The sequence below is a fragment of the Sinomonas sp. B1-1 genome, assembly GCF_050474465.1.
GTDB lineage: Bacteria > Actinomycetota > Actinomycetes > Actinomycetales > Micrococcaceae > Sinomonas > Sinomonas flava.
Map to the genome: position 1 here is coordinate 65,834 of NZ_JBCHVF010000012.1, position 25,757 is coordinate 91,590.

22 protein-coding genes and 1 pseudogene are annotated in these 25,757 nt (G+C 71.7%); 7 read left to right on the plus strand and 16 right to left on the minus strand.

Features of this window, described 5'->3' with window-relative positions; translation table 11 throughout:
• Nucleotides 1–2 precede the first annotated feature (2 nt).
• The 4 genes from ACQ5BE_RS15610 to ACQ5BE_RS15625 form a co-directional block, all read right to left on the minus strand.
• Nucleotides 3–479, minus strand: coding sequence for an SseB family protein (locus ACQ5BE_RS15610; RefSeq protein WP_344300374.1), 477 nt, complete (start codon nucleotides 477–479; stop codon nucleotides 3–5).
• Nucleotides 476–3,256, minus strand: a complete 2,781-nt coding sequence (topA, locus tag ACQ5BE_RS15615) for a type I DNA topoisomerase (protein WP_344300373.1) — start codon at nucleotides 3,254–3,256, stop codon at nucleotides 476–478. Before topA ends, ACQ5BE_RS15610 begins: the two co-directional genes overlap by 4 nt.
• A 155-nt stretch (nucleotides 3,257–3,411) precedes the next feature.
• The gene (locus ACQ5BE_RS15620; RefSeq protein WP_344300371.1) at nucleotides 3,412–4,083 is read right to left on the minus strand and encodes a MarR family transcriptional regulator; all 672 of its coding nucleotides are present in this window, start codon (nucleotides 4,081–4,083) and stop codon (nucleotides 3,412–3,414) included.
• A 76-nt stretch (nucleotides 4,084–4,159) separates the two neighbouring features.
• Entirely contained in the window at nucleotides 4,160–5,728 is a 1,569-nt protein-coding gene (locus ACQ5BE_RS15625; RefSeq protein WP_344300444.1) for a DUF7059 domain-containing protein, read from the minus strand.
• A gap of 142 nt (nucleotides 5,729–5,870) precedes the next feature.
• Between ACQ5BE_RS15625 and ACQ5BE_RS15630 the strand changes: the two genes are divergently transcribed.
• On the plus strand, nucleotides 5,871–6,455 hold the full coding sequence (locus ACQ5BE_RS15630) for a hypothetical protein (protein ID WP_344300370.1): 585 nt from the start codon (nucleotides 5,871–5,873) through the stop codon (nucleotides 6,453–6,455).
• On the opposite strand, the pseudogene ACQ5BE_RS15635 reads toward ACQ5BE_RS15630, so the two are convergent.
• Nucleotides 6,434–7,377: pseudogene (locus tag ACQ5BE_RS15635) on the minus strand (rhodanese-related sulfurtransferase). The gene ACQ5BE_RS15630 and the pseudogene ACQ5BE_RS15635 sit on opposite strands and share 22 nt — an antisense overlap.
• Before the next feature lie 94 nt (nucleotides 7,378–7,471).
• Between ACQ5BE_RS15635 and ACQ5BE_RS15640 the strand changes: the two are divergent.
• A complete protein-coding gene (locus ACQ5BE_RS15640) occupies nucleotides 7,472–8,158 on the plus strand; it encodes a GNAT family N-acetyltransferase (RefSeq protein ID WP_344300368.1) in 687 nt (228 codons plus the stop codon).
• Between the two features lie 57 nt (nucleotides 8,159–8,215).
• Entirely contained in the window at nucleotides 8,216–10,582 is a 2,367-nt protein-coding gene (locus ACQ5BE_RS15645; RefSeq protein WP_430297919.1) for a DEAD/DEAH box helicase, read from the plus strand.
• A 100-nt stretch (nucleotides 10,583–10,682) separates the two neighbouring features.
• Here ACQ5BE_RS15645 and ACQ5BE_RS15650 read toward each other — a convergent pair whose 3' ends face one another.
• From ACQ5BE_RS15650 to ssd, 7 genes are all read right to left on the minus strand, one after another.
• Nucleotides 10,683–11,042, minus strand: a complete 360-nt coding sequence (locus ACQ5BE_RS15650; protein ID WP_430297920.1) for an Rv3654c family TadE-like protein — start codon at nucleotides 11,040–11,042, stop codon at nucleotides 10,683–10,685.
• Nucleotides 11,043–11,079: 37 nt separating this feature from the next.
• Nucleotides 11,080–11,385: a TadE family type IV pilus minor pilin gene (locus ACQ5BE_RS15655; protein ID WP_430297921.1), complete on the minus strand. Its 306-nt coding sequence runs from the start codon at nucleotides 11,383–11,385 to the stop codon at nucleotides 11,080–11,082.
• A gap of 74 nt (nucleotides 11,386–11,459) precedes the next feature.
• Nucleotides 11,460–11,921: a DUF4244 domain-containing protein gene (locus tag ACQ5BE_RS15660; protein ID WP_430297922.1), complete on the minus strand. Its 462-nt coding sequence runs from the start codon at nucleotides 11,919–11,921 to the stop codon at nucleotides 11,460–11,462.
• A gap of 113 nt (nucleotides 11,922–12,034) precedes the next feature.
• Nucleotides 12,035–12,637, minus strand: a complete 603-nt coding sequence (locus ACQ5BE_RS15665) for a type II secretion system F family protein (RefSeq protein WP_430297923.1) — start codon at nucleotides 12,635–12,637, stop codon at nucleotides 12,035–12,037.
• Nucleotides 12,634–13,509 carry a hypothetical protein gene (locus ACQ5BE_RS15670; protein ID WP_430297924.1) on the minus strand — a complete coding sequence of 292 codons (876 nt, stop codon included), beginning with the start codon at nucleotides 13,507–13,509 and terminating at the stop codon, nucleotides 12,634–12,636. The genes ACQ5BE_RS15665 and ACQ5BE_RS15670 overlap by 4 nt, the downstream gene beginning before the upstream one ends.
• Nucleotides 13,506–14,690: a TadA family conjugal transfer-associated ATPase gene (locus ACQ5BE_RS15675; protein WP_430297925.1), complete on the minus strand. Its 1,185-nt coding sequence runs from the start codon at nucleotides 14,688–14,690 to the stop codon at nucleotides 13,506–13,508. The genes ACQ5BE_RS15670 and ACQ5BE_RS15675 overlap by 4 nt, the downstream gene beginning before the upstream one ends.
• The gene (ssd, locus tag ACQ5BE_RS15680) at nucleotides 14,687–15,838 is read right to left on the minus strand and encodes a septum site-determining protein Ssd (protein ID WP_430297926.1); all 1,152 of its coding nucleotides are present in this window, start codon (nucleotides 15,836–15,838) and stop codon (nucleotides 14,687–14,689) included. Before ssd ends, ACQ5BE_RS15675 begins: the two co-directional genes overlap by 4 nt.
• A gap of 121 nt (nucleotides 15,839–15,959) precedes the next feature.
• On the opposite strand from ssd, the gene ACQ5BE_RS15685 reads away from it, so the two are divergent.
• Nucleotides 15,960–17,654 (plus strand): bifunctional 3'-5' exonuclease/DNA polymerase, encoded by a 1,695-nt coding sequence (locus ACQ5BE_RS15685; protein WP_430297927.1) that lies wholly within the window; start codon nucleotides 15,960–15,962, stop codon nucleotides 17,652–17,654.
• Between the two features lie 22 nt (nucleotides 17,655–17,676).
• Here ACQ5BE_RS15685 and ACQ5BE_RS15690 read toward each other — a convergent pair whose 3' ends face one another.
• The 3 genes from ACQ5BE_RS15690 to ACQ5BE_RS15700 all read right to left on the minus strand — a co-directional run bounded on the left by ACQ5BE_RS15690 (nucleotide 17,677) and on the right by ACQ5BE_RS15700 (nucleotide 20,758).
• On the minus strand, nucleotides 17,677–18,354 hold the full coding sequence (locus ACQ5BE_RS15690) for an NUDIX hydrolase (protein ID WP_430297928.1): 678 nt from the start codon (nucleotides 18,352–18,354) through the stop codon (nucleotides 17,677–17,679).
• Complete coding sequence (gene nth, locus ACQ5BE_RS15695; RefSeq protein ID WP_430297929.1) at nucleotides 18,351–19,094, minus strand: endonuclease III; 744 nt, start codon at nucleotides 19,092–19,094, stop codon at nucleotides 18,351–18,353. The genes ACQ5BE_RS15690 and nth overlap by 4 nt, the downstream gene beginning before the upstream one ends.
• An 89-nt stretch (nucleotides 19,095–19,183) precedes the next feature.
• Complete coding sequence (locus ACQ5BE_RS15700) at nucleotides 19,184–20,758, minus strand: hypothetical protein (protein WP_430297930.1); 1,575 nt, start codon at nucleotides 20,756–20,758, stop codon at nucleotides 19,184–19,186.
• Nucleotides 20,759–21,042: 284 nt separating this feature from the next.
• On the opposite strand from ACQ5BE_RS15700, the gene acs reads away from it, so the two are divergent.
• Both acs and aroQ read left to right on the plus strand, forming a co-directional pair.
• Nucleotides 21,043–23,010: an acetate--CoA ligase gene (gene acs / locus ACQ5BE_RS15705; RefSeq protein ID WP_430297931.1), complete on the plus strand. Its 1,968-nt coding sequence runs from the start codon at nucleotides 21,043–21,045 to the stop codon at nucleotides 23,008–23,010.
• Nucleotides 23,011–23,096: 86 nt separating this feature from the next.
• A complete protein-coding gene (aroQ, locus tag ACQ5BE_RS15710; protein ID WP_430297932.1) occupies nucleotides 23,097–23,570 on the plus strand; it encodes a type II 3-dehydroquinate dehydratase in 474 nt (157 codons plus the stop codon).
• A 13-nt stretch (nucleotides 23,571–23,583) separates the two neighbouring features.
• On the opposite strand, the gene ACQ5BE_RS15715 is transcribed toward aroQ, so the two are convergent.
• Entirely contained in the window at nucleotides 23,584–24,768 is a 1,185-nt protein-coding gene (locus ACQ5BE_RS15715; protein WP_430297933.1) for a MarP family serine protease, read from the minus strand.
• Between the two features lie 204 nt (nucleotides 24,769–24,972).
• Between ACQ5BE_RS15715 and ACQ5BE_RS15720 the strand changes: the two genes are divergently transcribed.
• Complete coding sequence (locus ACQ5BE_RS15720; protein ID WP_208710340.1) at nucleotides 24,973–25,650, plus strand: Crp/Fnr family transcriptional regulator; 678 nt, start codon at nucleotides 24,973–24,975, stop codon at nucleotides 25,648–25,650.
• Nucleotides 25,651–25,757 lie beyond the last annotated feature (107 nt).

Here is a 25,757-nt window from a genome sequence, read left to right on the forward strand (position 1 = left end):
CATTATTCCCCGGCCCGACCGGGCGGAACGTCTGGGTGTTCGCCCGGCTCCGCGGGCCGGAAGTCGCGCAGCACCGCGGCGACGTGCTCGGTGCTCAGCTCGAACCCGAACGCGCTGCCCGGGTTGAGCACGAGCCCGAGCTCGGTGCCGAGGTTCTGCAGCAGGAGCGCGCCCTGCGTCTCCACCACGGTCGGGGCGAACTCGAGGAAGTCCGGCCGGATGCGGGCCCGATGCGTGAAGGCTGCCACGACCGGATTCCCGTCGGCGTTGTTCAGCACGAGAGGCTCCACCGTTTCCGTCTCCCCCGTGGCCGGCTCCGGGACGAGCAGGCACACGAGGCTGTTGAGGAACTCCAGGATCGGCGCCATCGGGTCCTCCTCGGACTGGCCGCGGGAGGCCGAGTCGAGAACCTCCTCGAGGCGCGTCAATGGGGTGGGGTCGAGGTGCGCCGGAACATGCTCGCCGTCGTGCGCGCTCACTTCGCCGCCGCCTTTGTCCGGCCGGCGGTGCGCCGGGCGGGCTTCTTCACGGGCCCCTTGGCGCGCTTCTCGGCGAGCAGCTCGATGGCGCGCTCGCGCGTGAGCTCCTCGATCGAGGTCGACCGCGGGACGGTGATGTTCGTGACGCCGTCGGTGATGTACGGGCCGAAGCGGCCCTCCTTGACCACGATCGGCTTGCCCGACGTTGGGTCCTCGCCGAACTCGGCCAGGGCGGCCGCCGCCGTGCGGCCCCCGCGCGTCTTGGGCTGGGAGTAGATCTCGAGAGCCTGCTCGAGGGTGATCGTGAAGATCTCCTCCTCGGAGCCGATCGAGCGCGAGTCAGTGCCCTTCTTCAGGTACGGGCCGAAGCGGCCGTTCTGGACGGTGATGGCGTTGCCCTCCGCGTCCTCGCCGAGGCGGCGCGGCAGGCTCATCAGGTCCAGCGCCTGCTCGAGCGTGACGGTGTCCAGCGACATGGACTTGAAGAGCGAACCCGTGCGGGGCTTGACCTTCGCCGGCTTCTTGGGCGGCTTGGGCTTGCCGTTCTTGTAGTACTCCACGGGCTGGGCCGCGAGCTGCTCAGGCGTGGGCTCGGGGATGACTTCGGTGACGTATGCGCCGTACCGGCCGTTCTTCGCCACCACCGTGTGACCCGTGAGCGGGTCCGTGCCGAGCACGCGCTCTTCCGGACCGGCGCTCTCCATGAGCTCGCGCGCCTTGTCGGCGGTGAGCTCGTCGGGGGCGAGGTCCTCCGGAACGTTCGCCCGCTCGGGGGCCGTGCCCTCAGGCGCGTCTGCCGGGAGTGGCTTCTCGAGGTACGGCCCATACTTGCCCACGCGCAGCACGATGCCCGGCGCGATCTCGACCGAGTTGACCTCCCGCGCGTCGATCTCGCCGAGGCCGCCGACGATCTTGGTCAAGCCCGGGTTGTGGTCGTCGCCGAAGTAGAAGTGGCTCAGCCAGTCCGCACCGGCCTGCTCGCCTGCAGCGATCCGGTCGAGGTCCTCCTCCATCTCCGCCGTGAAGTCGTAGTCGACGTAATCGTGGAAGTGCTCCTCGAGCAGCCGCACCACCGAGAACGCGATCCAGCTCGGCACAAGGGCCGTTCCGCGGCTGCGGACATAGCCGCGGTCCATGATCGTCGAGATCGTCGCCGCGTACGTGGACGGGCGGCCGATGCCCCGCTCCTCGAGCGTCTTGACCAAGGAGGCCTCGGTGTACCGCGGGGGCGGGGAGGTCTGGTGGCCGTTCGCAGTCAGCTCGAGCGCGTCGAGTGCCTGGCCCTTGGCCAGCACCGGCAGCCGGGCGCTCTCGCCCGCAGCGGATCCGCCCGCACCGTTCTCCGAGTCTTCGCGGACCTCGTCCCGGCCTTCCTCGTAGGCCGCGAGGAACCCGCGGAACGTGATCACCGTGCCGGAGGCCGTGAACTCGGCGTCGCGCCCCGCAGCCTCGCCGGAGAGCGCCTGCGCGCCGAGCCTGACGGTCGCGGTGGAGCCCTTGGCGTCCTCCATCTGGGAGGCGACCGTGCGCTTCCAGATGAGCTCGTAGAGGCGGAACTCGTCCCCCGAGAGCTGCTTGGCGACCTGCGCCGGCGTGCGGAACGAGTCGCCCGCGGGGCGGATGGCCTCGTGGGCCTCCTGCGCGTTCTTGGACTTGGAGGCGTACACGCGCGGACGGCCGGGCACGTACTCGGGACCGTACAGCTCGGAGGCCTGCCGGCGCGCAGCCGTGACCGCCTGGTCGGAGAGCGCCGTCGAGTCGGTTCGCATGTACGTGATGTAGCCGTTCTCGTACAGGCGCTGCGCGACCTGCATCGTGACCCGGGCGGAGAAGCGGAGCTTGCGCGCCGCCTCCTGCTGGAGGGTCGACGTGGTGAACGGGGCAGCCGGCCGACGGGTGTAGGGCTTCTCCTCCACGGCCCGGACCGCGAAGGCGGCGCCCTCAAGCCCCTCGGCGAGGGCCCGTGCGGTGGCCTCGGTGAGGAGCTCGGCGTTCTTGGCGGTCAGCCGGCCGCGGTCGTCGAAGTCGCGGCCCGAGGCCACCTTCTTGCCGTCCACCTGCGCGAGGCGGGCCTGGAAGCTCTGCCGCGCGGCGGCGTCGTGCGGCTGTGAAGCGCCGCCGGACGCGGGGGCGACGATGGCCGTGAGGTCCCAGTAGTCAGCAGCACGGAACGCCATGCGCTCGCGCTCGCGCTCGACGACGAGGCGGGTCGCGACCGACTGGACACGGCCTGCGGACAGGCCGCTGGCCACCTTGCGCCACAGGACCGGCGAGATCTCGTAGCCGTAGAGGCGGTCGAGGACACGGCGGGTCTCCTGCGCGTCGACGAGCGACTCGTCGACGTCGCGCAGCTCGGCCATGGCGCGCTGGATCGCTTCCTTGGTGATCTCGGGGAAGGTCAGGCGGTGCACCGGCACCTTCGGCTTGAGGACCTCGAGGAGGTGCCACGCGATGGCCTCGCCCTCGCGATCGCCATCGGTGGCCAGGAAGAGCTCGTCGGCGTCCTTGAGCTTGGCCTTGAGCTCGGCCACCTTCTTCTTCTTGTCCGGCGAGACCACGTAATAGGGCTCGAACCCGTTCTCGATGTCGACGGCGAACTTGCCGACCGAGGTCTTCTTGAGCTCCGCCGGGAGATCGGAGGGCTGTGGGAGGTCGCGGATGTGGCCCATCGAGGCGTCGACTTCGAAGCCCTCGCCCAGGTACTGGGCGATGGTCTTGCTCTTGGCCGGCGACTCCACAATCACGAGCTTCTTGCCGGTTTTAGCCTTGGTGGCCACGGTACTCCTCGAGAACAGCTGCACCGCTCCCGCCCGATCTTGCGGGAGCGTGGGGGCGCGGCGGACCGCGCAAGTCCCTAGTTCACCATACGACTGCGGTCGGAGTGCAAGCCGCGGCCCTCACCTGTGGACAACGTCCGGCATGGCCGGCGTCGTCAGGAGCCCGCAGCACCCTTCTTCTCGGCGACCTTCTCGGCGACCCGTTTCGGCGAGGACTTGGGCCTGGCAGCCTCCCGCCCCTCGGGGAGCATCGACCAGAGGACGTACATCCGTTCCGTGCCCTCCGGGTCCGTCTCCCCTGTGTCGTCCGGCTCGAACTCGTCCAGCAGCTCCGACATGCGGCGCTTGAACTCCGCGCGCTGCTCGAGGGTGAGCTTGAGGACGTTGCCGGAGACGACCATCACCGGCGTCTCGTCGGGCTCCCCGCGGCGGCGCGCGGCGTCGCGCAGCTTCGCGTGGCTGGCGATGCGCTTGCGCAGCGCCTCCAGCTCGATGTCCACGATGGCGAGGCCCGGCGTTTGGCCGGTCGTCGCGGTGTCGAGGTTGAGGTCCGTGCCGGCAGCCTTCCACCGGCGCTCACGGCCGTCGCCGTCGCTCGGCGCATCGACCACGATGCCCCACTTCTTCAGGGCGCGCAGGTGGTAGCTCATGGCGCTCGGGGTGAGGCCCGTGAAGGCCGCCAGCTCCGTGGCCGTGCGGCTCTTCTGGCTCGAGTAGAGCTCGTTGATGGCCTCAAGCCGCGCCGCGTGCGCGAGGGCTCGGATGGCCTTGGGATCGGTGATCCGCACGGGGTTCTCGGTGCGGGGGCTGCGCTTCTTCTCAGTCATGCTGCTTTTTCGTCGTGCGGATGTTGAATGTAATTAACGCCACAGTTCCAGAGATGTCAAGCTCTTTTTTCACGCTTTACGCGGGCACGAGGAACCCGTCGGCGACCAGGTTCGCGGCCTCGGCCAGCAGGCCCGGGCGGAACGCGTCGTCGTCCCGCTCCAGGAGTGCCGCGAGCGCCGACGCGATCTGCCCAGCCGTGAGCTCGCCGTCGCACGCGGAGACGAACCCGGCCAGCTCCGTGCTCATCAGGCTCGTGCGGCGGAAGCCGGCACCCTGGCGCAGGAGGATGACCCCGGGGTGCTCGGCCCCCGGCCGCTGGTGGCGTTCCTCGGTCACGTCCTCGGCCACGACGAGGCGTTCCGGGCCGAGGTCCGGGTGTGCGGCGAGCCAGTCGGCGCGGTCGATGGCCGCAGACCAGTGGGGGCCGATGGGCTGTTCGAGGGGATGGGTCAGCTCCTCGAACCTGTCCAGACGCGCCTGCCCAGGGCCGGGGCGCCTCAGCCACACCGCGCCGAAGCCGATCGCGGCCGTTCCCCGCGAGGCGAAGTCGTCCAGATAGGCCGCGTACGCCTCCTCGTAGGCATCCGGGTCGCGCTGCTGGGACGCGTCGGCGAGCCACGTCTCCGCGTACTGTCCCGGGCCGAGCTGCTCGCGCTGGAGGACCCACGCGTCGACGCCGGGCGGCACCCACGTCCGCACACGCTCGTGCCACGGCGCGCCGTCGGGGATCTCCCAGTTGCCGAGGAGCTGGGCGGTGCCGCCTTCCGCGAGCACATCGCCCAGCCCGGCGACGAGGTCAGCCACGAGGCGGTCCCCCGGCAGGCCCCCGTCGCGGTACGTGAACCTGTCCTCGGCACTCTCCTCGGCACTGCGCGGGGTGATGACGAACGGCGGATTCGAGACCACGAGGTCGAAGCGCTCCCCCTGCACCGGCTCGAGCAGGGAGCCGTGGCGCAGCTCGATGCGCCGTTCAGGCTGGTCCGGGTCCACGCCGAGGACCTGCGCGTTGAGGAGGACGTTGAACCGCGCGAAGGCCAGGGCCCGATCGGAGACGTCCGTCGCCACGACGTGGTGCGCGTGGGCCAGCAGGTGGAATGCCTGGATCCCGCATCCCGTGCCCAGGTCCAGCGCGCGGGCGACCGGCCGGCGGGCAGTCGTCTGCACGAGCGTCGCCGACGCGTGGCCGATCCCCAGGACGTGGTCGGCCCGGAGCACACCCGGCCTCTGGTGGGCTGCAAGGTCGGACGCGACCCACATCTCGACTTGGCCCTCCGGCCCGTCCCACGCGTACGGGCGGAGGTCGAGCGTGGCGGCGAGCCGCCCGTCGTCGTGCGCCTCCGCGAGCCCGAGCGCGACCAGGCCTTCGGCGCCGAGCGTGGGCAGGGCGACGTCGAGCTCCTCCCGCGACGCGGGCCGGGCGAGCAGGAAGAAGCGCACGACGGCGGTCAGGTGCCGTCGGGCGGGATCCTCGCCGGCGCGACGGGTCGCCACGAGGGCGGGCACGATCTGGTCGCGGGAAAGCGCCGCGTGGGCCTCGGGGCCCAGGAGCCCGGCGACGGCGTCGACGCGGTACTCGGCGGCGGCCAGGTCCTCCGCGAGGGCCGCGAGAAGGCCGGGGCGGTCCGAGCGGGGGACATCCCGCAGGGCCGGGAGCGGTTCCGGACCCGGGACGGATCCGGGAGCGGGCTGGTCGGGGGGCGCGCTTGTCACCCCGAAAGTCTAGGCGGAGGCTGCCCGGCACCGGTGGTCCGGAGGCTGTAGGCCCTCGCGGGTCCAGAATGGGGGCATGGTGTCGATGCCCGCCGCGAAGGCCGCGCGGCGGCTCACCGCCGTCGTGGTGGGCCTCGCCGCGGCGGGCTGCTCCTACCAGTACGACGACGGCCTGCCGCCGCTGGGCCAGCGCGAGGCGGCAGCCCAGGCCTCGGCGGAAGCCGCTCAGGCCTCCGCCTCTGCCTCCGCTGCCGGGGAGGCGGCGCAGCGGCGGGAGCGAGCAGCCAGGAGCGCGTTGCGGGCGCCGCTGGACCAGATCCTCTCGGGCTATGCGCTGCGGGGGTGGGCCGACACCGTGCTCCCCGACGAGGGCGGGACCTCGGTTGCGTCCGGTTCCGGTGCCGTCTGGCCGGACGGGGCGAGGTTCACCCTGAGGGCGCAGGGAACTCCCGGGGATGCCACCCTGAGGTTCGCCTGCCGGGGCACGACCACGGCCAGGATCATCGCCACCGTCGAGGGCGCTCCCGCGGTCGACTTGGCCTTCGACTGCAATCGGCCCTGGGCGCGCACCGTCGCACTGGCGGGGTCCGGGGCGGTCGACATCGCCTTCGTGGCGGGGAGCACGCCGTCGAATGTCGCCTATCGGCTGGTGCGCCCCTGAGGCACGGCCGATCCCACAGGGGTGGGGGACGCGCTGTCGCAGCCCTCGGGGCAGCGGAGCGTCGCCGGGGAGGAGGCACAGTCGCTGCAGTACAGGGTGAGGCTGCGGCACGCAGGATTCGAGCAGTTGTGGAAGTCGCTCGTGGGCGAGGCGCAGCGGGCGCACCGGCCGATGGTCACGGCATCCTCGCTGAACTCCATCCGCATCCTGCGGTCGAAGACGTACAGGGAGCCTTCCCACAGTCCTGAGTCCTTGAACCGCTCGCCGTAGCGCACGATCCCCCCGTCGAGCTGGTAGACCTCCTGGAACCCGCGGGTGCGCATGTGCGCGCTCAGGACCTCGCAGCGCACCCCGCCGGTGCAGTAGGTGACGACAGGCCTGTCCTTAGGTGGTCGTACTTGCCCGAGTCGAGTTCGTCCAGGAAGTCGTGCGTCGTCGTCGTGTCCGGGACCACCGCGTCCTTGAAGCGACCGATCTGCGCCTCGAACGCGTTGCGCCCGTCGAAGAACACGACCTCGCGTCCCGCCGACCGGCCCGCGTCTACGAGATCGTGCACCTGCTCCGGCGTGAGGTGCGTGCCGCCGCCTACCACTCCCTGAGCGTCCACCGCGAGTCGGTCCGGTGCTCCGAAGGAGACGAGTTCGGGCCGGACCTTCACACTGAGCCTGGGGAAGTCCTCCGCGCCGCCCTCCGACCACTTCACGTCGAGCGCACGGAACGCCGGATACTCCTTCGTGGCGCGCACGTACCGCTTCACGGCGGTGAGCTCGCCGCCCACCGTCGCGTTGATCCCGTCCGGGGAGACGATGATGCGGCCGCGGAGTCCGAGCCCCTCGCCCAGGGCGCGCTGCCACAGCCGGACGGCTTCCGGATCCGGCAGAGGGGTGAAGCAGTAGAAAAGGACAATACGGTGCAGAGCCACCCATCAAGGGTAGCCGGGCGGTGCCTGGGCGATGCGGTGACAGTTCTGTCACGGCCCTTATCAGGCCTCGGTCGTACCCGTTATGGTCATGGCTATGGGCGAGGCAACTCTGAGCGAACTTCTGGGCATCTGGGTCGAAGGGTGGGCTTCGACGCGCCACTACCCGGTGGGAGACGTGGATGCCTTCAAGGCAGTGCAGCTCGTCGACAAGTCCGGGGACTGGGAGGTCTTCGCCGCAAACCCGAGCGATGACGAGTTCGCCCGTCTCGCAGCGTTCGTGAAGGACTCCGCGCCGCGCCTGCTGACGGTCCTCACCGACGACCACGCAGCCTACCGCTCCCTCGCTGAGAAGCACGGCCTCGCGGTCCTCGCCGCGGACCAGGAGCTCATGATCATGGACTTCGAGGGCAAGGACGTCGAAGAGCCGTGGCTCAACGACGACGAGCTGAAGCTGACCACGGACCTCGAAGACCACAGTGCGACGGTCACAGTGGGAACAGTGGACGGGACTCTGGCGGCCCGCGGACATGTCGCCGTCACCCAGGGCTACGCCGTCTTCGACCGGATTGTCACGGAGCCGAACTTCCGCCGCCGCGGGCTCGGAAGCTTCGTGATGCGCGCGCTCACTGCCGCCATGAGCGAGCACGATCTCGAGCAGGGTCTCCTGATCGCCTCCACCGACGGCCAGCACCTGTACCACCACCTCGGGTGGAGCGACATCTCCGGGGTGCTCATGCTCGCCAACCCCGGCACCACGAAGGGCGGGTCGCTCAGCGACTGACCCCGGGCACTGCAGCGCTCCCCGACGCTCTCCAGCCGAGGCTGGCAGAATGCTCGGGTGGCAGCGCATGACTCCCTCGTGACCCTCCTCGGCTTCTCCGCCGATCCTGACCAGCTGCGCCACCTCCGCGTCCTGCCTGCCCGCAGCGCCCAGTTCGCGCCGTGGCCGCAGTGGGCCCATCCCGACCTCGTCGAGGCCTACCGCACCCTGGGCATCCACGAGCCGTACACCCATCAGGTCGCCGCGGCCGATCTCGCCCATGCCGGCACCCACGTCGTCCTCGCCACCGGCACCGCCTCCGGGAAGTCGCTTGCCTACCAGCTGCCCGCCTTGGACGCCGTCCACCGGTCCGAACTGCGCACCGCCGCACATCCGGGCCGCCTTCACGACGACGGCGCCGTCGTGCTCTACCTGTCCCCCACCAAGGCGCTCGCGGCGGACCAGCTCGCCGCGATCCGGGCGCTTCGGCTCCCGACAGTCCGGGCCGAGACCTACGACGGCGACACGGAGCAGTCGGCAAGGAGGTGGATCCGCGAGCACGCGAACGTGGTCCTGGCCAACCCGGACATGCTGCATTTCGGGATCCTGCCCAATCATGCCTGGTGGTCCTCGTTCTTCCGCCGGCTCCGCTTCGTGGTGATCGACGAGGCGCACAGCTACCGGGGGGTCTTCGGCTCCCATGTGGCAAACCTGCTCCGCCGCCTGCGCCGGATCTGCCAGCACTATGGTTCCGCCCCGACCTTCATCGGCGCCTCCGCCACCTCCGGCGACCCCGAGGCGTCGATGGGGCGGCTGGTCGGCGCCGAGGTCTGCGCCGTCACCGGGGACGGCTCTCCCCACGGCGCGACGGAGGTGGCCTTCTGGGAGCCGGCGCTGACCGAGGCGAAGGGGGAGAACGGCGCCCCCCAGCGGCGCACGGCGATCGCCGAAACCGCGGACCTCCTCGCGAACCTGGTCTCCGCGCGGGTGCGGACGATCGCTTTCATCAAGTCCCGCCGCGGAGCCGAGTCCATCTCGTCGATCGCGCAGCGGCTCCTGGACGATGTGGACCCGAGCCTTCCAGGCCGCGTGGCGGCCTACCGGTCCGGATACCTGCCGGAGGAGCGCCGGGAGCTGGAGCGTCGGCTCCGCTCGGGGGAGCTCCTCGGTGTCGCCAGCACGTCGGCGCTCGAACTCGGCATCGACATCTCGGGGCTCGACGCCGTGCTCGTCGCAGGGTGGCCGGGGACCCGCGCGTCGTTCTTCCAGCAGATCGGCCGGGCCGGCCGTTCGGGCCAGGAGGCGCTTGCCGCATTTGTCGCCAGCGACGATCCGCTGGACACCTACTTTGTCAACCATCCGGAGGCCATCTTCGACACGTCGATCGAGGCGACCGTCCTCGATCCCTCCAACCCCTACGTCCTCGGGCCCCACCTGTGCGCAGCCGCGGCGGAGAAGCCGATCGGTCCGGCCGACCTGGCCCTGTTCGGCCCCGCCGCGGAGGGGCTCCTTGCCCAGCTCGAGGCCCAGGGCTACCTCCGCCGCCGACCGTCCGGCTGGTTCTGGACCCACCCGGAAAGCGCGGCGGCGATGGTCAGCCTGCGCGCAGACGGGGGTGGCCCGGTGAGCATCATCGAGGCGGAGACCGGGCTGCTGCTGGGTTCGATGGACTCGCCTCAGACCCACTACCAGGCCCACGAGGGCGCGATCTACGTCCATCAGGGCGCGAGCTACCTCGTACGCGAGCTCAACGAGGCGGAGCACTGCGTGGTGGTCGAGAGGGTGAACCCCGACTACTACACGACGGCGCGCGACATCACGACCGTCGACGTGATCAGCGAGCTCCGTGCAGAGCAGTGGGGCCCGGTAGGCGTGCACTTCGGCGAGGTCAGGGTGACGACTCAGGTGGTCTCCTTCCAGCGCAAGGCGCTCGTCTCGAATGAGGTCCTGGGCGAGGAGCCACTGGACCTCGGCGCGCGCGACCTGTTCACCAAGGCAGTCTGGCTGACCGTCCCCGCGCCGACGATCGCCTCGGGCGGCCTGCTCGAGGCCCAGTTCCCGGGAGCCCTGCATGCAGCTGAGCACGCCGCAATCGGTCTCCTCCCGCTGGTGGCGGCGAGCGACCGCTGGGACGTCGGCGGCGTCTCAACGGCTCTGCACGCCGACACCGAGCAGCCGACGATCTTCGTCTACGACGGGCACCCGGGCGGCGCCGGGTTCGCCGAGCGCGGGTACGAGAGGATCCGGGAGTGGCTCACTGCGACCCGCGAGGCCATCGAGGGCTGTGAATGCGAGGCCGGGTGCCCCTCGTGCGTCCAGAGTCCCAAGTGCGGCAACAAGAACAATCCCTTGGACAAGGCGGGGGCTGTATCCCTGCTCGCGACGGTCCTCGCCCACTCGCGTCGCCCGGAGTCGTCCGCGCAGGCCGCGCCCGCCGCAGGATAGGCCGGCAGGGGTAGATGCGCAGCGGTAGGCCCCAGGGGTAGATGCGCGAGGTAGGTGCGCAGCCTAGATCCCCCGGGCGAGCCCTGCTGTGGGGGGGTGCTCACGGCGGGGGGCCGGCTCTGGCGCGTCCGATCGCCGGCCCCCACGGTGCTCCGGTGGTGACCTGCACGACGACGCGCACGGTGCGTCCGGGGACCTCGACCTCGCACGAGGCAAGGCCTGCACCGTTGAGGGAGGCCACTGTCCCCGCGAGCTCACACGGATTCCCGCTGCGGAGGCCGCGTTCGGCGTCGGCCGCCGCAAGGGCCGCGAGATCAGCGGCGGACGCCGCCTTGGCTGCCGAGGAGAGAGCCTGCGCAAGCGTCAGCACGGCCGCGCAGGCCGCGATCAGGAGCAGGCCCAGTCCGAGGGCAAGGACGGTGCCGGCGCCGCGCTCTCGTTCGGTTCTCCTCGGGCGCATCCTTCCGAGCCGGCCCGTCATGGGTACCCGGCCGTGGTCATCGGGGTCCCTCGAGGGCCAGGGTCGCCGAGGCCGCGACGCGCAGTCCGGCGGCCGCGGCGACCGGACCCGGCACGGCAGAGGAGACCTTGACGGTCACCGTGCCCGCGCCCGGCTCGACGGTATGCTCCGCCTCCCCTCCCGCGATGCGGCGGACCTCCTGGGCCACGGCATCCGGATCGTCTCCCCGGGCAAGCGTCCTGGCCGCCGAACGGGCGGCCTCCTCGACGCGTATCTGCGCCACGCCGGCCGACACGGCTGCGAGCAGGAGGCCGAGGAGCAGAATGACCGCCGGGATGGCCACCGCGAATTCTGCGGTGACTGCTCCCCGGAGGGACGCCGGACCTTTCCCGCGCCTGACGTCCCTCGGGGTCCTGGTCACGGCAGGGCGAGGGCCGCGCGGATGATGCCGAGCAGGAAGCCGCGGACCTCGTCGCTGCGCATGATCACCACGAGCAGCCCTGCGAAGGCCACAGCGCCCAGAGTGGCGATCGCATACTCTGCGGTCGCCATGCCGGCCTGCCCAGACATCCGCCGCGCGAGTCCCCGGGCGAGCCTCTGGAGCCTGGCCGACCAGCGACGGGGCACCAGCCTGCTGGAGCGGCGGGGAGCGCCGTGGAGGCGTCGCCTGCCCGCCGCCGGATACAGCTCGACGACCTGGCCGAGGCTCCCTGCGTGCACCGGGAGTGATGCGGAGCCCCGGAGCGGTTCCGGGGTCTGGAGCGATTCTGCGGTCGTGGGCGATTCTGGGGCCGTGAGCGATTCTGGGCGCGGAAGTGCTTCTGGAGCCGGGCCGGCGCTGGGGTCGAGCCAAGCGGTTGCCATCGCGGTGGTGGACATGGTTCCTCCTTGTGGGTGGGATCCCTCCGACTGCTGTCGGAAGGAGGTGGCGTCGGGACGCCGCCTGCCGGGAAGCGGCAGGAGTCTTCGTGGCCGGTCAGGCGGGGCGTGGGTCAGGGGGAAGGAAGCATGGCGAGGAGGACGGGCACGACGCCGAGGCAGAGGAACGCCGGCAGCGAGCAGACGCCCAGGGGCACGACCAGCCGGACTCCCAGAGCGGCGGCGCGGCGTTCAAGCTCGCGGTGCCGGCGCCGGCGGATCTGGCCTGCTCTGGAGAAGAGGAGCTCGGCGGAGGGCGCGCCGGTCGAGGCGGCGAAATGCAGCGCATCCCTGATCTCACGGCCCGCCGCCGACATGTCCTGGCCCGAGACCGGCCAGGCGTGCTCCCATGCGACGCCGAGTTCGAGGGCGGCCGCCGCTCTCCCCAGGGCCTCTGACTCGGGCCCGGGAATGCGTGCCGCGACTGCCAGCGCGCGCTGCAGACTCAGTCCCGCCTGGAGCATTGCCCCCAACAGCTCCAGGAGCAGCGGGACCTCGTCGGCGCCCGAGGGGACCGACGGCGCACCCAGGAGACGGGTTCCCGCATCGCGCGCGGAAGATTGCCGCCCATGAGAGTCCGGTGGAAGATGCAGAGGGAGTCGGAAGGTGGCCCCGCGGAGCGCGAGTGAACTCCCCAGCACCCCAGCCACGATGCCGACCGCCAGGAGGACGCTCATCGGGCCTCCGATGCGGAACGAACCAGCCGGGCTGACCACCAGCGCCCGGCAAGGGTGAGAATCGCGCCGAGCGAGAGGCACGCGGCACCCACCGGCGTGGACAGCAGCACCCCGACGGGATCGGCTCCCATGAGGAACCCGAGACCGAGCCCTGCCACGGGGAGGACGCTCAGCACCTGCGCTGTGGCGCGGGGTCCGGCGAGGGCGACGGCGCGCGCAGCCGCCGCATCCGCGTCTGCCTCGAGGAGCGCAGCCAGCCGGTCGAGAACTCCTGCCAGCGGGCTGCCCGAGGCCTCCGCGGTCTCAATGCACGCTGCGACGCTGGTCCACGGCCCCTCCCACACTGCGCTGCCACGGCTTCCCCGGCGCCGGCCGACGGCCGCCGAACGGATCGCGTCGCCGACGGGTCGCCCGAGTTGCGCGGCGCGCGCAGCGGCCGAGAGGACGAACGCGGCCTCCCCCGCGGGCCCGTCCGCGCCCTCGGGGTCGGTGGCGCCGCCCGATTCGCTCCGGCCCGCCCGCGCTCCCCGTTCCTCGCTGGATCCCGGAGCGGCTTGGCTTGCCGCGGCCTGGTGCCACATCTCGACGGGGCTGCGGCCGGCCCGGAGGAGCGCCGAGAGCTGGGCCACCAGGATCGCGACGCTCTGGAGTTCCTCCGCAGGACTCGCATGCCCCCTGCCGCGCCACGGGGCCCGACCCGTGGCAACGGACGCCGGGACTCCCCTCCGCCTCCCCGCTGCCCTTCCGACGGCGCCATCGGCGGACCACAGGGGCTTCCGCAGACGGGCCGCTCCCGCACGGTGCTGGGCGAGCACGGCCCCCGCGAACAGGCCTATCGCGACAGCAGCGGAGGCACCCCAGTCGCCGCTCATGCCCCCGTCTCCCCTCCGAGGCCCGCTCCGGTCAGCGCAGCGAGCGCCGCCCATCCCGGTCCGCGCCGGCACGACCGAGACTCCCCGGGTGGCCGGACGAGGGCGTCCTCGATGACGAGCACGCCGTCCTGCTCGCGGACTGCTGCGATGCTCGCGACCCTCCGCCCCGCCGCGCCGCGCTCGAGGTGGACCACGGCGTCGAGTGCACTGGCGGCCTGCAGGGCCGTTCCCTCGGGGCCGAGCCCCGCGAGAGCGCCGAGCGCCGCGAGCCTGGCCACGACGGACCGGGCCGTGTTCGCATGGATCGTGCCTGCGCCGCTGTGGCCGGTGTTCAGGGCAGCAAGCAGCTCGCGGACCTCCGCACCCCGGCACTCGCCCACCACGAGCCAGTCCGGCCGCATCCTCAGCGCCTGCCGGACGAGGTCGGCGAGGTCCACGCTCCCGGCCCCCTCGACGTTGCCGTGGCGCACCTCCAGGGTGACGGCGTGATCGTGGTCGGGCGCCAGTTCTGCTGCGTCCTCGATCAGGACGATGCGCCCGTTCTGGGGGACGAGTCCCAAGAGGGTGCTCAGCAGTGTTGTCTTCCCCGACCCGGTGGCACCGCTGACGAGGAAGCTGCACCGCCGCTCGACCAGGGCCTCGAGGACCAGCCGTTGGTCGGGCAGGACGGTGCCCGCATCGACGAGTTCGTCGAGGGTCAGGCTGCGTTCCCGCCGGATGCGCACGGACAGGAGCGTCCCACCCGTGGAGACGGGCGGCAGGACTGCGTGGACCCGGTATCCCTCGGGAAGCCGGACATCCACGCACGGACAGCTCTCGTCCAGTCGGCGTCCAGCGGCGGCCACGAGGCGCACGGCCAGCGAGCGGACCGCGTCCTCGGACGGGAACGAGATACGGCTCCGTTCCAGACCGCGTCCCTGATCGAACCAGACGTCGTCCGGGGCATTGACGAAGATGTCCGTCACTGCGGGGTCGTTGGCGAGCACCTGCAGGGGGCCCAGTCCGCGCAGCTCCGCGGAGATGAGCTCGACGGCGGCAAGCGCACCGGCCGTCCCCAGCAGCCGGCCGCTGTCGTGGACGGCTGCCGCGATGCGCGCCGTCGTCACCGGACCCGGCTCCGACAGGACAGTCCGGCGCACGGAGTCGAGGAGGTCGCGGTCGATGCCCCGCTGCGTCCTCATCGCCCGGCCCTCCGACCGCGTGAGGCCAGCCTCGCGCCTACCGCGAGCGCCTCGCCGTCGTCCATGGGCAGGTGAGCTCCGTCCAGCACCGTGCCCGCGAGCCGGCGGAAGGCCCGGAGCCGGGAGAACTCGAGGAGGCGCCCTGCCTCCGCGGCGGCGGGGATGCCGCGGACGTGCGGCACCGTGCCCACCAGCGGGCAGTCGACCGCCTGGGCGAGCTGCTCGGCATCGATTCCCTCGGCGGGGCGTCCCCTCACCAGGGCTCCCACCGGCACCGGCGGCAGCTCGTGGAGAAGCTGCGCCGCGGACAGCGCGCCGCCCAGACGGCCCGGGACGACGACGAGGAGACGGTCGCACGCCCACGCGAAGTCCTCCAGTCCTTCCCGTCCCCGACCGACGTCCGCGACCACGAGGTCGAACGCGGACCGTGCTGCCCCGATTGCCCCCGACACCGCCGCGGCGCCGATCCTCGCTGCCCGCTGGGAGCTCGCCGGCCAGGACAGCAGCCCGACGCCCCTGACACGGGGCAGCGCCGAACGGAGCTGCTCCGGGTTGATCGTCCCGCTCGCTGAGATCAGATCCGGCCAGTGAAGCCCTTCGGCGCCGCGCTCGCTCACCGAGGCCTCAAGGCCCCCCGCCAAGCGGTCCCCGTCGACGAGGAGGACGGAAGCGCCGTCGAGCGCGGCGGCCCCGGCGATCAGGGCCGCCGCCGTGCTTGCCCCCGCTCCCCCACAGCCGCCCACCACGCCGACGACGGACCCCGATGACCGGTCCGATCCGCGGCGTCCCAGGAACTCGACCAGCCACTCGGCGGCCTCGGGCAGCTCCGCCACGTGGTCGACGCCGAGGTCCGCCGCGCGCTGCCAGAGTAGGCCGCGGTCGGACCCGCGCCCGACAAGGACCGCGGCATCCCTGCGCTGCGGCGGAAGCTCCGTCACGTCGGCACCCACGAGCACCAGGTCGGCTCGGGACCAGAGCGCCGCAGCCTCCCCCGCGGACGGCGCCGCCTCGAACGCCGCGCCCGCAACCGCCGCAGCCCGCGCGCAGTCCTCCCTCAGCCCCTCGTCCGCGGTGATGCAGCACACCGCTGCGGCAGTGCCGGGGACCCATCCCCCCGCTTCCGGCCTGCCCTGCTCTTGCCTGTCCATGCCCCCAGCCTCACGGGGCAGCGCGACCGCCGGAAGCTGGGCTGCGCCTATGTGGACAACACGCCCGACCCGCGTCTGTGGAGGAGGAAAGAGAGGGCTGATCGCAAGGAAGAATGGACGGGTGTACGAACTCGTGGCAACCACTCCGGACGGAGGCGCGGCGCTGCAGAGGCTGGACCGTGCAGGCCGCCCCGTCTCGGGACCGGACGTGGTCCCACGAAGCCGCTTCCCCGCGGAGGCTGCGCGCATCGAGGCACAGGACGGCCCGCGGTGGGTGTGGCTGCGCACCGGGGACTGGTATCCCCGGCTGCTCCACGCCGGCGTCCCCCTGGGACGGTGCCATGACCTGTCGCTCTGCGCGGCGATCCTCAGGCATTCGTCGTACGTCGCCGAAGGCCAGTACGCCCCGGCTGCCGCCGTCGCCGGATCCCCTCCCGACGCCGGCGACGGGATTCCGCACCGCCTGCCGTCAGGCGCATCGCCCTATCAGGACGCGCTCTTCGACGAGGTGCCTGTCGAGAACGGGCCAGCGGGCGGCTTCGGGCCTGAGCTGCTGGCCGAGGAGCTGCGCAGCCAGCTGTCGGCCGCCGCCGGCTCGCCCCACAGGCTCCGCCTCGCCCTGCTCCTGGCCGCCGAATCGGCCGGGGCCCTGGCCGCTGCGGAGATGCGGCACGCCGGAGTGCCCTGGGACGCCACGGTCCACGACGCCCTCCTCCGCGACCGTCTGGGGCCGCGTCCCGTGGGAACAGCCCGCCCCGCGCTGCTCGAGCAGAAGGCCCGCGAGCTCCGCTCCCTGCTGAACGCGCCTGCGCTCAACCCCGACTCGCCTCAGGAGCTCATGCGCGCCCTGCGCCGCGAGGGCATCGAGGCGCAGACAACCCGGGCGTGGGAACTCCGCAGGTACACCCACCCGGCCATCCTGCCGCTGCTGGAGTACAAGAAGATGGCTCGCCTGCTGTCCGCGCACGGCTGGGCCTGGCTCGACACATGGGTCAGCGACGGCCGTTTCCGTCCCGACTACACGGTCGGAGGTGTCGTGACCGGGCGCTGGTCCTCGCGCGGCGGCGGCGCGATGCAGATCCCCGCAGAGGTCCGGCCAGCGGCGAGGGCACGCCCGGGCCACCGCCTGATCGTCGCCGATGCCTCCCAGCTCGAGCCGCGGATCCTTGCCGCACTCGCCGGGGACAGCGCGATGGCGGAAGCCGCACGCAACCGGGACCTCTACGCCGGGATTGCCGCGGCCGGGTTCGGCGGTGACCGGTCGCAGGCGAAGGTCGCCCTGCTCGGGGCGATCTACGGCGCCACCACCGGCGAATCGGGGCGCCTCATGCCGAAGCTCGCGCGGCTCTACCCCCGCGCGGTCGGGTTCGTCGAGCAGGCCGCGCGCGACGGCGAACGCGGCCTCACGGTCACCACGCACCTCGGCCGCAGCACACCGCCGCCATCCGCGCGCTGGACGGCGTCCCAGCGCACGGGCAGCGCCGAGGAGCAGCGCCGCGCTGACGCGCTCGCTCGGGAGCGGGGGCGGTTCACGCGCAACTTCGTCATCCAGGGAACGGCCGCGGAGTGGGCCGAGTGCTGGATGGCGGAACTGCGCGGACGGCTGCGCGGGCTCCGCGAGCGGGGACTCCACGCCGAGCTCACGTACTTCCTCCACGACGAGGTCATGGTCCACGCAGAAGCGGCGGCCGCCGAGGCGTGCGCGCAAGCGGTACGGGACGCAGCGCGTGCTGCAGGGAGGCTCCTGTTCCCCGGGGCGCCGGTCGAGTTCCCGCTGAGCGTCGCCGTGGTCGACTCGTACGATCAGGCGAAATAGCGCACGCGGGCGGGACCGCGGGTCACAGCTCGAGGCGGTATTCGTGGGTGCGGTCCCACGGGACGGTCCAGCCGAGGGCGGTGAACAGCGAGTCGAGCACCATGGCGGTGAACCCCCAGACCAGCACACCGTTGACGGTGAAGCCGGGGCTCGCGAACCGGGAACCGCCCCGGTAGAACACGACCATGACCCGGTTGTCCGGGTCGAGCAGGTCCCGCACGGGGGTCCTGAAGACCTGCGCGGACTCCCGGTAGTCCACGACATCGACCGGCGACGGCGATGCCCACCACCCGATCACCGGGGTCACGAGGAACCCGGTGTACGCCATGCCCAGGGGTGGGAGTTCACCGAGAACCTCGACGCCTGCGGGGTCCAGTCCGGTCTCCTCGACCGCTTCCCGAAGGGCGCAGGCGACGAGCGTGGCGTCCTCCGGGTCCCGGCTGCCGCCGGGGAAGGCCACCTGGCCGGGGTGGGCGTCGAGCTCCGGAGCGCGCTCGAGGAGCAGCACGTCGAGGTCGGCGGGGGCGATCGGGCGCTGGGAGACGGCAGGGACTTCGTCGAGGACGCCGAAGAGGACGAGCACCGCGGCCGAGCGGTAGTCCCCCTGGAGCGTCCGGGGGTGCCACCGCCGATCGAAGGGATCCTTCTCGCCGGACAGGATTGCGGCCACGAGGGCCTGGAGGTCGCTGCGCGCGCTCACGGGGAAACCCCCGCGGCGTCGGACTCGGTCCGCTGCCGGATGGCCGCGGCGTTGTCGGTGTTCGCGAGCATCTCGGCGTGGAGTGCTTCCTTCCCCGGGGCGAGCTCGAAGCGGAGCAGTTTCCGCGCCGTCGCGGGATCGGTCTCGCCTTCCCCGAAAGAGGGGCACAGCGTCGCCACCGCGCAGGCGCCGCAGGCGGGCCGACGCGCCAGGCACACCCGTCGGCCGTGGAAGACGACCCTGTGGGAGAGCATGGTCCAGTCGCGGGGTTCGAAGAGCTCCATCACGTCGCGCTCCACCATGACGGGGTCGTCCGAGGCCGTCCACCCGAACCTCTTGGCGAGCCGCCCGAAGTGTGTGTCGACCGTGATGCCGGGAACGCCGAAGGCATTGCCGAGGACGACGTTCGCCGTCTTCCGTCCCACTCCCGGAAGCGTGACCAGCTCGGCAAGCGTGCCGGGGACGACGCCGTCGAACTCGTCCACGATGCGCTGGGAGAGGGTGTGGAGGCTCTTCGCCTTGGCCCGGAAGAACCCCGTGGGACGGATGATCTCCTCGATGTCCGGCAGCTCGGCTTCAGAGAGGGACCGCGCGTCCGGGTAGCGGGCGAAGAGGACGGGTGTCACCTGGTTCACGCGAACGTCGGTGGTCTGGGCGCTCAGGACGGTGGCGACGAGAAGCTCGAACGGATTCCCGAAGTCGAGCTCTGCGTGCGCGTACGGATACTGTTCGGCGAGCACCCGGTTGATCTTCCGGGCCCGCCGCTTGAGCGCGAGCGGGGATTCGTCCGGGGTGAGGCGGCGACGCGTCGGCGCCCCCGCCGGCCTGATCAGCCCCGCTCGATTCCGGACAGGTCGCGAAGGACTCCCACGCGCCCGTCCGTGCTCTGGACCACGAACTCGTGCCCGCGGTCCTGGAGGGCGAGGATCCATTGGCCGGGCTCGAGAGGGAACGCGGGCTGGCCAGTGGTGGGATCCACGGCAGTGCGGGGCTGGCTCACCGCGAACCAGAACGCCTCATACTGGGCTTCCGGTTCCTCATAGGGCCGGCTCGCCTCGATTCCCCGTGAACGGTCGGGCTCGTCCGCTGACTGGCTGGACCACGCCGGGAAGACTGCGGTTGCAGGTGCCGACGCCGCAGGCTCGCCAGCGGAGCGCACGGATTCCTCCGGTTCCCGCCCGACTCCAGGAGCCGTCGGTGCCACCGGCTCGGGCGCTGCCGGCCCTGGTGCTGCAGGTTCGACCGAGACCGGTTCGGCGACGGCGGGTTGCGGAGCACCGTAGGCCTCGCCGTCTGCCTGCGCGTAGGTTCCCCCACCGAGGGTGGGATCCACCGATGGTGAGACGCGAGTGGGCGGCTCCGGTTCGGTCGCGAGGATCCGCGAGGCGAGGTCGCTGTCGCCCGCGTTCGGCGCACCCGTGGGGACGGCCTCGGCGGGTGGGGCATCGGTGGGTGCGGCCTCGGCGACCTCCGCCTGCGCGGCGCCGTCGGATTCCGAGGGGGCATCTGCCGCATGGGAGCCGCCCTCAGCGCCGCGCCCGGCAGAGGGTCTCTGGTCCGTGTCGGGTGCAGCGATGTCGTCCGCGACGGGGGTGTCCTCGGGCAGCTCCCGGGCCGCCGACGAGGCGCCGCTCGGGGACGAGGCCGCCTCGGCCGGGCGCGCCCACGCCGCTGGTGGGCGTGGAGACTCGGCAGGCGACGGCTCTCCCGCGCCCTCGGGCTCGCCCGGGTGCGAGCCCCACGCTCCGGCAGTGGACGCTCCCCATGCTCCTGCGGCGGCTGCGGCGGCGGCAGCACTCCCTGCGGCCGGCGCAGCACCCCCCGCCGGCACAGCACCCCCCGCCGGCACTGAGGCTCGGGGCTCGCCCGCAGCCCGGTCTTCCGACTTCCCGTGAGGGGCCTTGGGAGCGGGGCGAGCTGCGTCACGGGCCACGATGTGCGCGGGCGACTCCGGCCGGTCGGCGAAGTCGGCCGCGAACGCCGGGATCAGCCTCGCGAAGGTCGTGGAGGCCAGGAGTCCCGCGGCGCCCAGGAGGCCGACGATGGCGCCCGGCGTAAGGGTCATGACCGTGAAGACGAAGAAGTAGGAGGCGCAGAGCACAGCCGCCACGGACGCGAACTGGTCCACCGAGAGCGACCCGACCCGCAGGGGCCGGTGCGGCTCGACGCGGCGCCATGCGAAGAGGGCAGCGGCCGCCGCCGGGACGAGGAATCCGATCGCGAGGAAGAAGATGCTCTGCGAATTCCACAGGTTCAGCAGCACGGTGCGCTCGAGGAGGGGAAGGAGCGAGCCCACGAAGAGGATGAGGACACCGCCGAAGAGGGTCAGGTCGCGGACGGTGAACGGCCCGAGAACGGCCTGGCTGTGGCGCCCCTCGGACGGGCTCTTGCTGGGAACAGACATGAGTCACTCCTTCGGTCTTCCCGTTCAGCCTAGCCAAACCCCGGCGCCTCCACCTAGATGGACGGGCCCCGGAAGGCGACCGCTCGCCGTCGGACGCGTACCGCCCGGCGCAGGGAACGGACCGCCCACCGCCGGAATGTGATCGACGCAACGTTCGTGCGACTCCAGCCGCGCTACTGTGGAAGAGGCAGCAGAAGTGCGCGGCGTCACATCTGGGGGCGGAAGTCCTCCGGCTGGGCAATGCGCCGGCTGGAACACGCGAGGAACGAGCCGAAAGGACATCAATGTCCCAGGAAACCGTCAAAGGAGACGCCTTCGAGAACCTGCTCCGCGAGGAGCGGCAGTTCCCGCCGTCGAAGGAGTTCGCGGCCTCCGCGAACGTCCAGGAGGGCATCTACGCAGAGGCCAACGCCGATCGCCCCGCGTTCTGGGCCGATCAGGCCCGGGCCCTTCTGACGTGGTCCAAGGACTTCGAGACCGCGCTCGACTGGTCCAACCCGCCGTTCGCGAAGTGGTTCGTCGGCGGCGAGGTCAACGCCGCGTACAACGCCCTGGACCGCCACGTCGAGAACGGCCTGGGCGACCGGGTGGCCATCTACTTCGAGGGCGAGCCCGGAGACACCGAGACCATCACCTACGCGGACCTGACTGAGCGGGTCAAGCGCGCGGCGAACGCCTTCGAGTCCCTCGGGGTCACCAAGGGCGACCGGGTCGCGGTCTACCTGCCGATGATCCCCGAAGCCGTCGTGACGATGCTGGCCTGCGCCCGCATCGGCGCCGTCCACTCTGTCGTGTTCGGCGGCTTCTCCTCCGAGGCGCTGCGCTCGCGCATCGACGATGCGGAGGCCAAGCTCGTGGTCACCGCGGACGGCACCTACCGCCGTGGCAAGCCCTCCTCCCTCAAGCCGGCCGTCGACGAGGCCCTGGCCGAGGACGGCCACACCGTCCAGCACGTCGTGGTGGTCAAGCGCAACGGCCAGGACGTCGAGTGGACCGAGGGCCGGGACCTGCACTGGTCCGATGTCATGGCCGCCGCCTCCCCCGAGCACGCCGCGGCGGGCCACGATTCAGAGCACCCGCTGTTCATCCTCTACACGTCCGGCACCACGGGGAAGCCCAAGGGCATCCTGCACACCACGGGCGGCTACCTCACGCAGACCGCCTTCACCCACTCCGCGGTGTTCGACCTCAAGCCGGACACGGATGTGTACTGGTGCACGGCGGACATCGGCTGGGTCACGGGCCACTCCTACGTCGCGTACGCCCCGCTCATCAACGGCGCCACCCAGGTCATGTACGAGGGCACCCCGGACTCCCCGCACCAGGGCCGCTGGTGGGAGATCGTCGAGAAGTACAAGGTCTCGATCCTCTACACCGCCCCGACGGCGATCCGCACCATGATGAAGTGGGGTCAGGACATCCCCGCGAAGTACGACCTCTCGAGCATCCGGGTGCTCGGGTCCGTGGGCGAGCCGATCAACCCCGAGGCCTGGATGTGGTACCGCGAGGTGATCGGGCACGGGAAGGCGCCCATCGTCGACACGTGGTGGCAGACCGAGACCGGCGCCATCATGGTCGCCCCGCTCCCCGGTGTGACGGCCACGAAGCCCGGCTCGGCGCAGGTCCCGCTCCCCGGCATCGCGGTGGATGTCGTGGACGAGGCCGGGCAGGCGGTCCCGAACGGGCACGGGGGCTTCCTCGTGATCCGCGAGCCCTGGCCGGCCATGCTCCGCAACATCTGGGGCGACCCGGAGCGGTTCAAGGACACCTACTGGTCCCGCTTCGAGGGCATGTACTTCGCGGGCGACGGCGCCAAGAAGGACGACGACGGCGACATCTGGCTGCTGGGCCGCGTCGACGACGTCATGAACGTCTCCGGCCACCGCCTCTCCACGACCGAGATCGAGTCTGCCCTCGTCTCCCACCCGTGGGTGGCCGAGGCCGCCGTCGTGGGCGCAGCGGACGAGACGACCGGCCAGGCCGTCGTGGCGTTCGTGATCCTGCGCGGCGAAGCGCAGATCGCCGAAGGAGAGGATCCCTCCGCTGTCCTGCGCGCCCACGTGGGCCACGAGATCGGCCCGATCGCCAAGCCGCGCCACGTCCTGGTGGTCCCCGAGCTGCCCAAGACCCGCTCAGGCAAGATCATGCGCCGCCTCCTCAAGGACGTCGCAGAGGGCCGCGATCCGGGCGACGCCACGACCCTCGCGGACCCCACCGTCATGCTGAAGATCGCCGCGGACCTGCGCAAGTAGCGCACCCGGCCAGCGCACGACGGCGGCGCCTCACCCCCCGGGGTGGGGCGCCGCCGTCGTATGGCGGGAGCACCTAGAGTGATGCCATGACGGAAGAGACCCCCCGCGGCATGATCCTCGTGGTCAACGGACCCAACCTCAACCTCCTCGGGACGCGCGAGCCCGAGAAGTACGGGACAGACACCCTCATGGATGTCGAGCGGCTGTGCGCGGAAGCGGCCGCGGCCCACGGCCTGGAGGTCCACTGCGTGCAGTCCAACCACGAGGGCGAGATCATCGACGCGATCCACGCCGCCCGGGGCACGGCCCTGGGCCTGGTCATCAACGCCGGCGCCTACACCCACACGTCGATCGCGATCCGGGACGCGATCACCGCGGCGCAGCTTCCGACGGTCGAGGTCCACATCACCAACGTCCACGCCCGCGAGCCCTTCCGCCACCACTCGTACCTGAGCGACATCGCGAAGGCCGTGATCGCGGGTGCGGGCGTCCTCGGGTACCGCTTCGGCATCGACTACCTCGCAGACCTCACGGACACGCGCCTTCCCGTCCAGGTCTGAGCCCGGCCGCGGCTCACTTGCGGGTGCAGGTCCCGGGCTGGACGGGCTGGCTCAGCGACGCAGCCTCCTGCGCCACCGGGCCCAGTTCCTCCATCGTGAGGGCGTAGCCGACGTCCGCCGTCGACTCGCTCTTGGCGAAGACCACCCCGGTGACGTGTCCGTCGAGGGTCAGGAGCGGGCCGCCGGAGTTGCCCTGCTGGACGTTGCCCGAGAGCTGGTACACGCGCTTGGGCACCTCATTGGCGCCGTAGATGTCCGGGGCGAGCACCGTAGTGGTGCCCTGGACGACGGCCGGCCGGACCTGGTACGGGCCGCCGAGCGGGTAGCCGGCGAACGCCGCGGTGGTCCCCGACGGGCTCGTCGAGGTGAGCGGGAGCTGCGGCGCGCGCAGTCCGTCGACGGCGATCACGGCGAGATCCTGGACTGCATCGAAGTACACGACACGCCCCGTCCGCGCGCCTCCCCCCTGAACCTCGACGACGGGCTCCGACACGCCCGCCACCACGTGCGCATTCGTGACGACACGCCCGGGCGAGACGACGAAGCCGCTGCCTGTCTGGTTCTGCCCGCACTGGTAGGCCGTGCCCGTGATCCTCAGCACAGACTCCGACGCCGTCCGCAGCTCCGGAGTGTCGACGGAGTCGGGCACCGGGACCGGCTGGATCGGACCGATGCCCTCGATGAGCTTGGGCAGGCCGTCCCCGATCACGAAGGCGCGCAGCCCTGCCGCCCGCTCCTTCACCGGATCGGGCGTGAGGTCGTCGATCGCGCGCACGACCCTCGAGTCGGCGATCTGCTGGGACAGGAGCGGGACTCCGATGCTCGAGACCGTGAAGGCCGTCATCGAAATCACGAGGGCGGCGACGACGACGCTCACGAGCCCGCCGAGCCCACGGTCGACGGCGGTGGCCCCCTTCCAGCGGATCCCCCGCCTGACGCGGTGGCCAAGCGCGGAGCCGACGGCGTTGCCGGCCGCCATGAGCAGGACGGCGGTGATGATGATCCCCGCGACGCGCCACCCGGAGTCCACGAGCCAGCCGCTCACGAGAGGCACGGCGAAGAACGCCGCGACCCCGCCCGCCACGAAGCCGAGGATCCCGCCGAGGCTCACGACGAACCCGGCCCGGATCCCGTTGGCCAGATAGCCGACGAGGACGAGCAGGAGGAGCACGTCGAGGAGGTTCACGCCGAGAAGCACCCTCGGAGTCTATCGGCGGCGCCTGAGCGCACACTGACCGCAATAGCGGAACAGAACGCGAGGGCTTTACGTTTGCTATAGCTGTGGTGCCGCCCAATTCGGGTTCGCCGCCCCTGTGTCGCCTGCCAAGTACGTCACAAACCCGCGCGGAATCTGAAACAATGACCGCAGCGCCTGCACTGAACATCACCAGAGGAGATTGAATTGGACATCGAAGTACTGCGCCGGGCCCCCCTCTTCGCGACTCTCGACGACGACGCCTTCCGCCTGCTGACGGACGAGCTCACCGAGGTGGACCTGTCCCGCGGCGCGTCGGTGTTCCGCGAGGGCGACCAGGGCGACCAGCTCTACTTCATCGTCTCCGGAAAGGTGAAGCTCGGGCGCACCTCCCCCGACGGCCGCGAATCCCTCCTCGCCATCCTCGGCCCCGGCGAACTGTTCGGCGAGATGGCCCTCTTCGACCCGGCTCCGCGCAACGCGACGGCCACCGCCGTCTCCGAGACTCGCCTCGCCGGCCTCAAGAACGAGTCCCTCAACGCCCTGCTCCGTTCGCGTCCCGAGGTCTCGGCCCAGCTGCTCCAGGCCCTCGCACGGCGCCTGCGGCGCACGAACGACTCGCTCTCGGACCTGGTCTTCTCCGACGTCCCGGGCCGCGTCGCGAAGGCCCTCCTGGACCTCGCGGACCGCTTCGGCCGTCCCGCGACGGACGGGGTCCTCGTGGCCCACGAGCTCACGCAGGAGGAACTGGCCCAGCTGGTGGGCGCCTCCCGCGAGACCGTCAACAAGGCCCTCGCCGAGTTCGTCCAGCGCGGCTGGATCCGCCTCGAGGCCCGCGCCGTGGTGATCCTGGACATGCAGCGCCTCCGCCAGCGCTCGCGCTGACCGCCCGGCCGCCGCAAGGCGCCGCCGACAAGACAAGGAGCCGGTCCCCTGCAGGGGACCGGCTCCTTGTTTCGTTGTTCGCCGCGCCCCATGCTCGGGCGAGGACG

Bases quoted from the DNA above. Each gene is read 5' to 3' on its own strand.
- ACQ5BE_RS15640 (WP_344300368.1), top strand. From the start codon at position 7,472: ATGGGCGAGGCAACTCTGAGCGAACTTCTGGGCATCTGGGTCGAAGGG.
- ACQ5BE_RS15660 (WP_430297922.1), bottom strand. From the start codon at position 11,921: ATGTCCACCACCGCGATGGCAACCGCTTGGCTCGACCCCAGCGCCGGC.
- ACQ5BE_RS15675 (WP_430297925.1), bottom strand. From the start codon at position 14,690: ATGAGGACGCAGCGGGGCATCGACCGCGACCTCCTCGACTCCGTGCGC.
- ACQ5BE_RS15620 (WP_344300371.1), bottom strand. From the start codon at position 4,083: ATGACTGAGAAGAAGCGCAGCCCCCGCACCGAGAACCCCGTGCGGATC.
- ACQ5BE_RS15650 (WP_430297920.1), bottom strand. From the start codon at position 11,042: ATGCGCCCGAGGAGAACCGAACGAGAGCGCGGCGCCGGCACCGTCCTT.
- aroQ (WP_430297932.1), top strand. From the start codon at position 23,097: ATGACGGAAGAGACCCCCCGCGGCATGATCCTCGTGGTCAACGGACCC.
- ssd (WP_430297926.1), bottom strand. From the start codon at position 15,838: ATGGACAGGCAAGAGCAGGGCAGGCCGGAAGCGGGGGGATGGGTCCCC.
- ACQ5BE_RS15630 (WP_344300370.1), top strand. From the start codon at position 5,871: ATGGTGTCGATGCCCGCCGCGAAGGCCGCGCGGCGGCTCACCGCCGTC.
- ACQ5BE_RS15670 (WP_430297924.1), bottom strand. From the start codon at position 13,509: ATGAGCGGCGACTGGGGTGCCTCCGCTGCTGTCGCGATAGGCCTGTTC.
- acs (WP_430297931.1), top strand. From the start codon at position 21,043: ATGTCCCAGGAAACCGTCAAAGGAGACGCCTTCGAGAACCTGCTCCGC.
- ACQ5BE_RS15665 (WP_430297923.1), bottom strand. From the start codon at position 12,637: ATGAGCGTCCTCCTGGCGGTCGGCATCGTGGCTGGGGTGCTGGGGAGT.
- ACQ5BE_RS15700 (WP_430297930.1), bottom strand. From the start codon at position 20,758: ATGTCTGTTCCCAGCAAGAGCCCGTCCGAGGGGCGCCACAGCCAGGCC.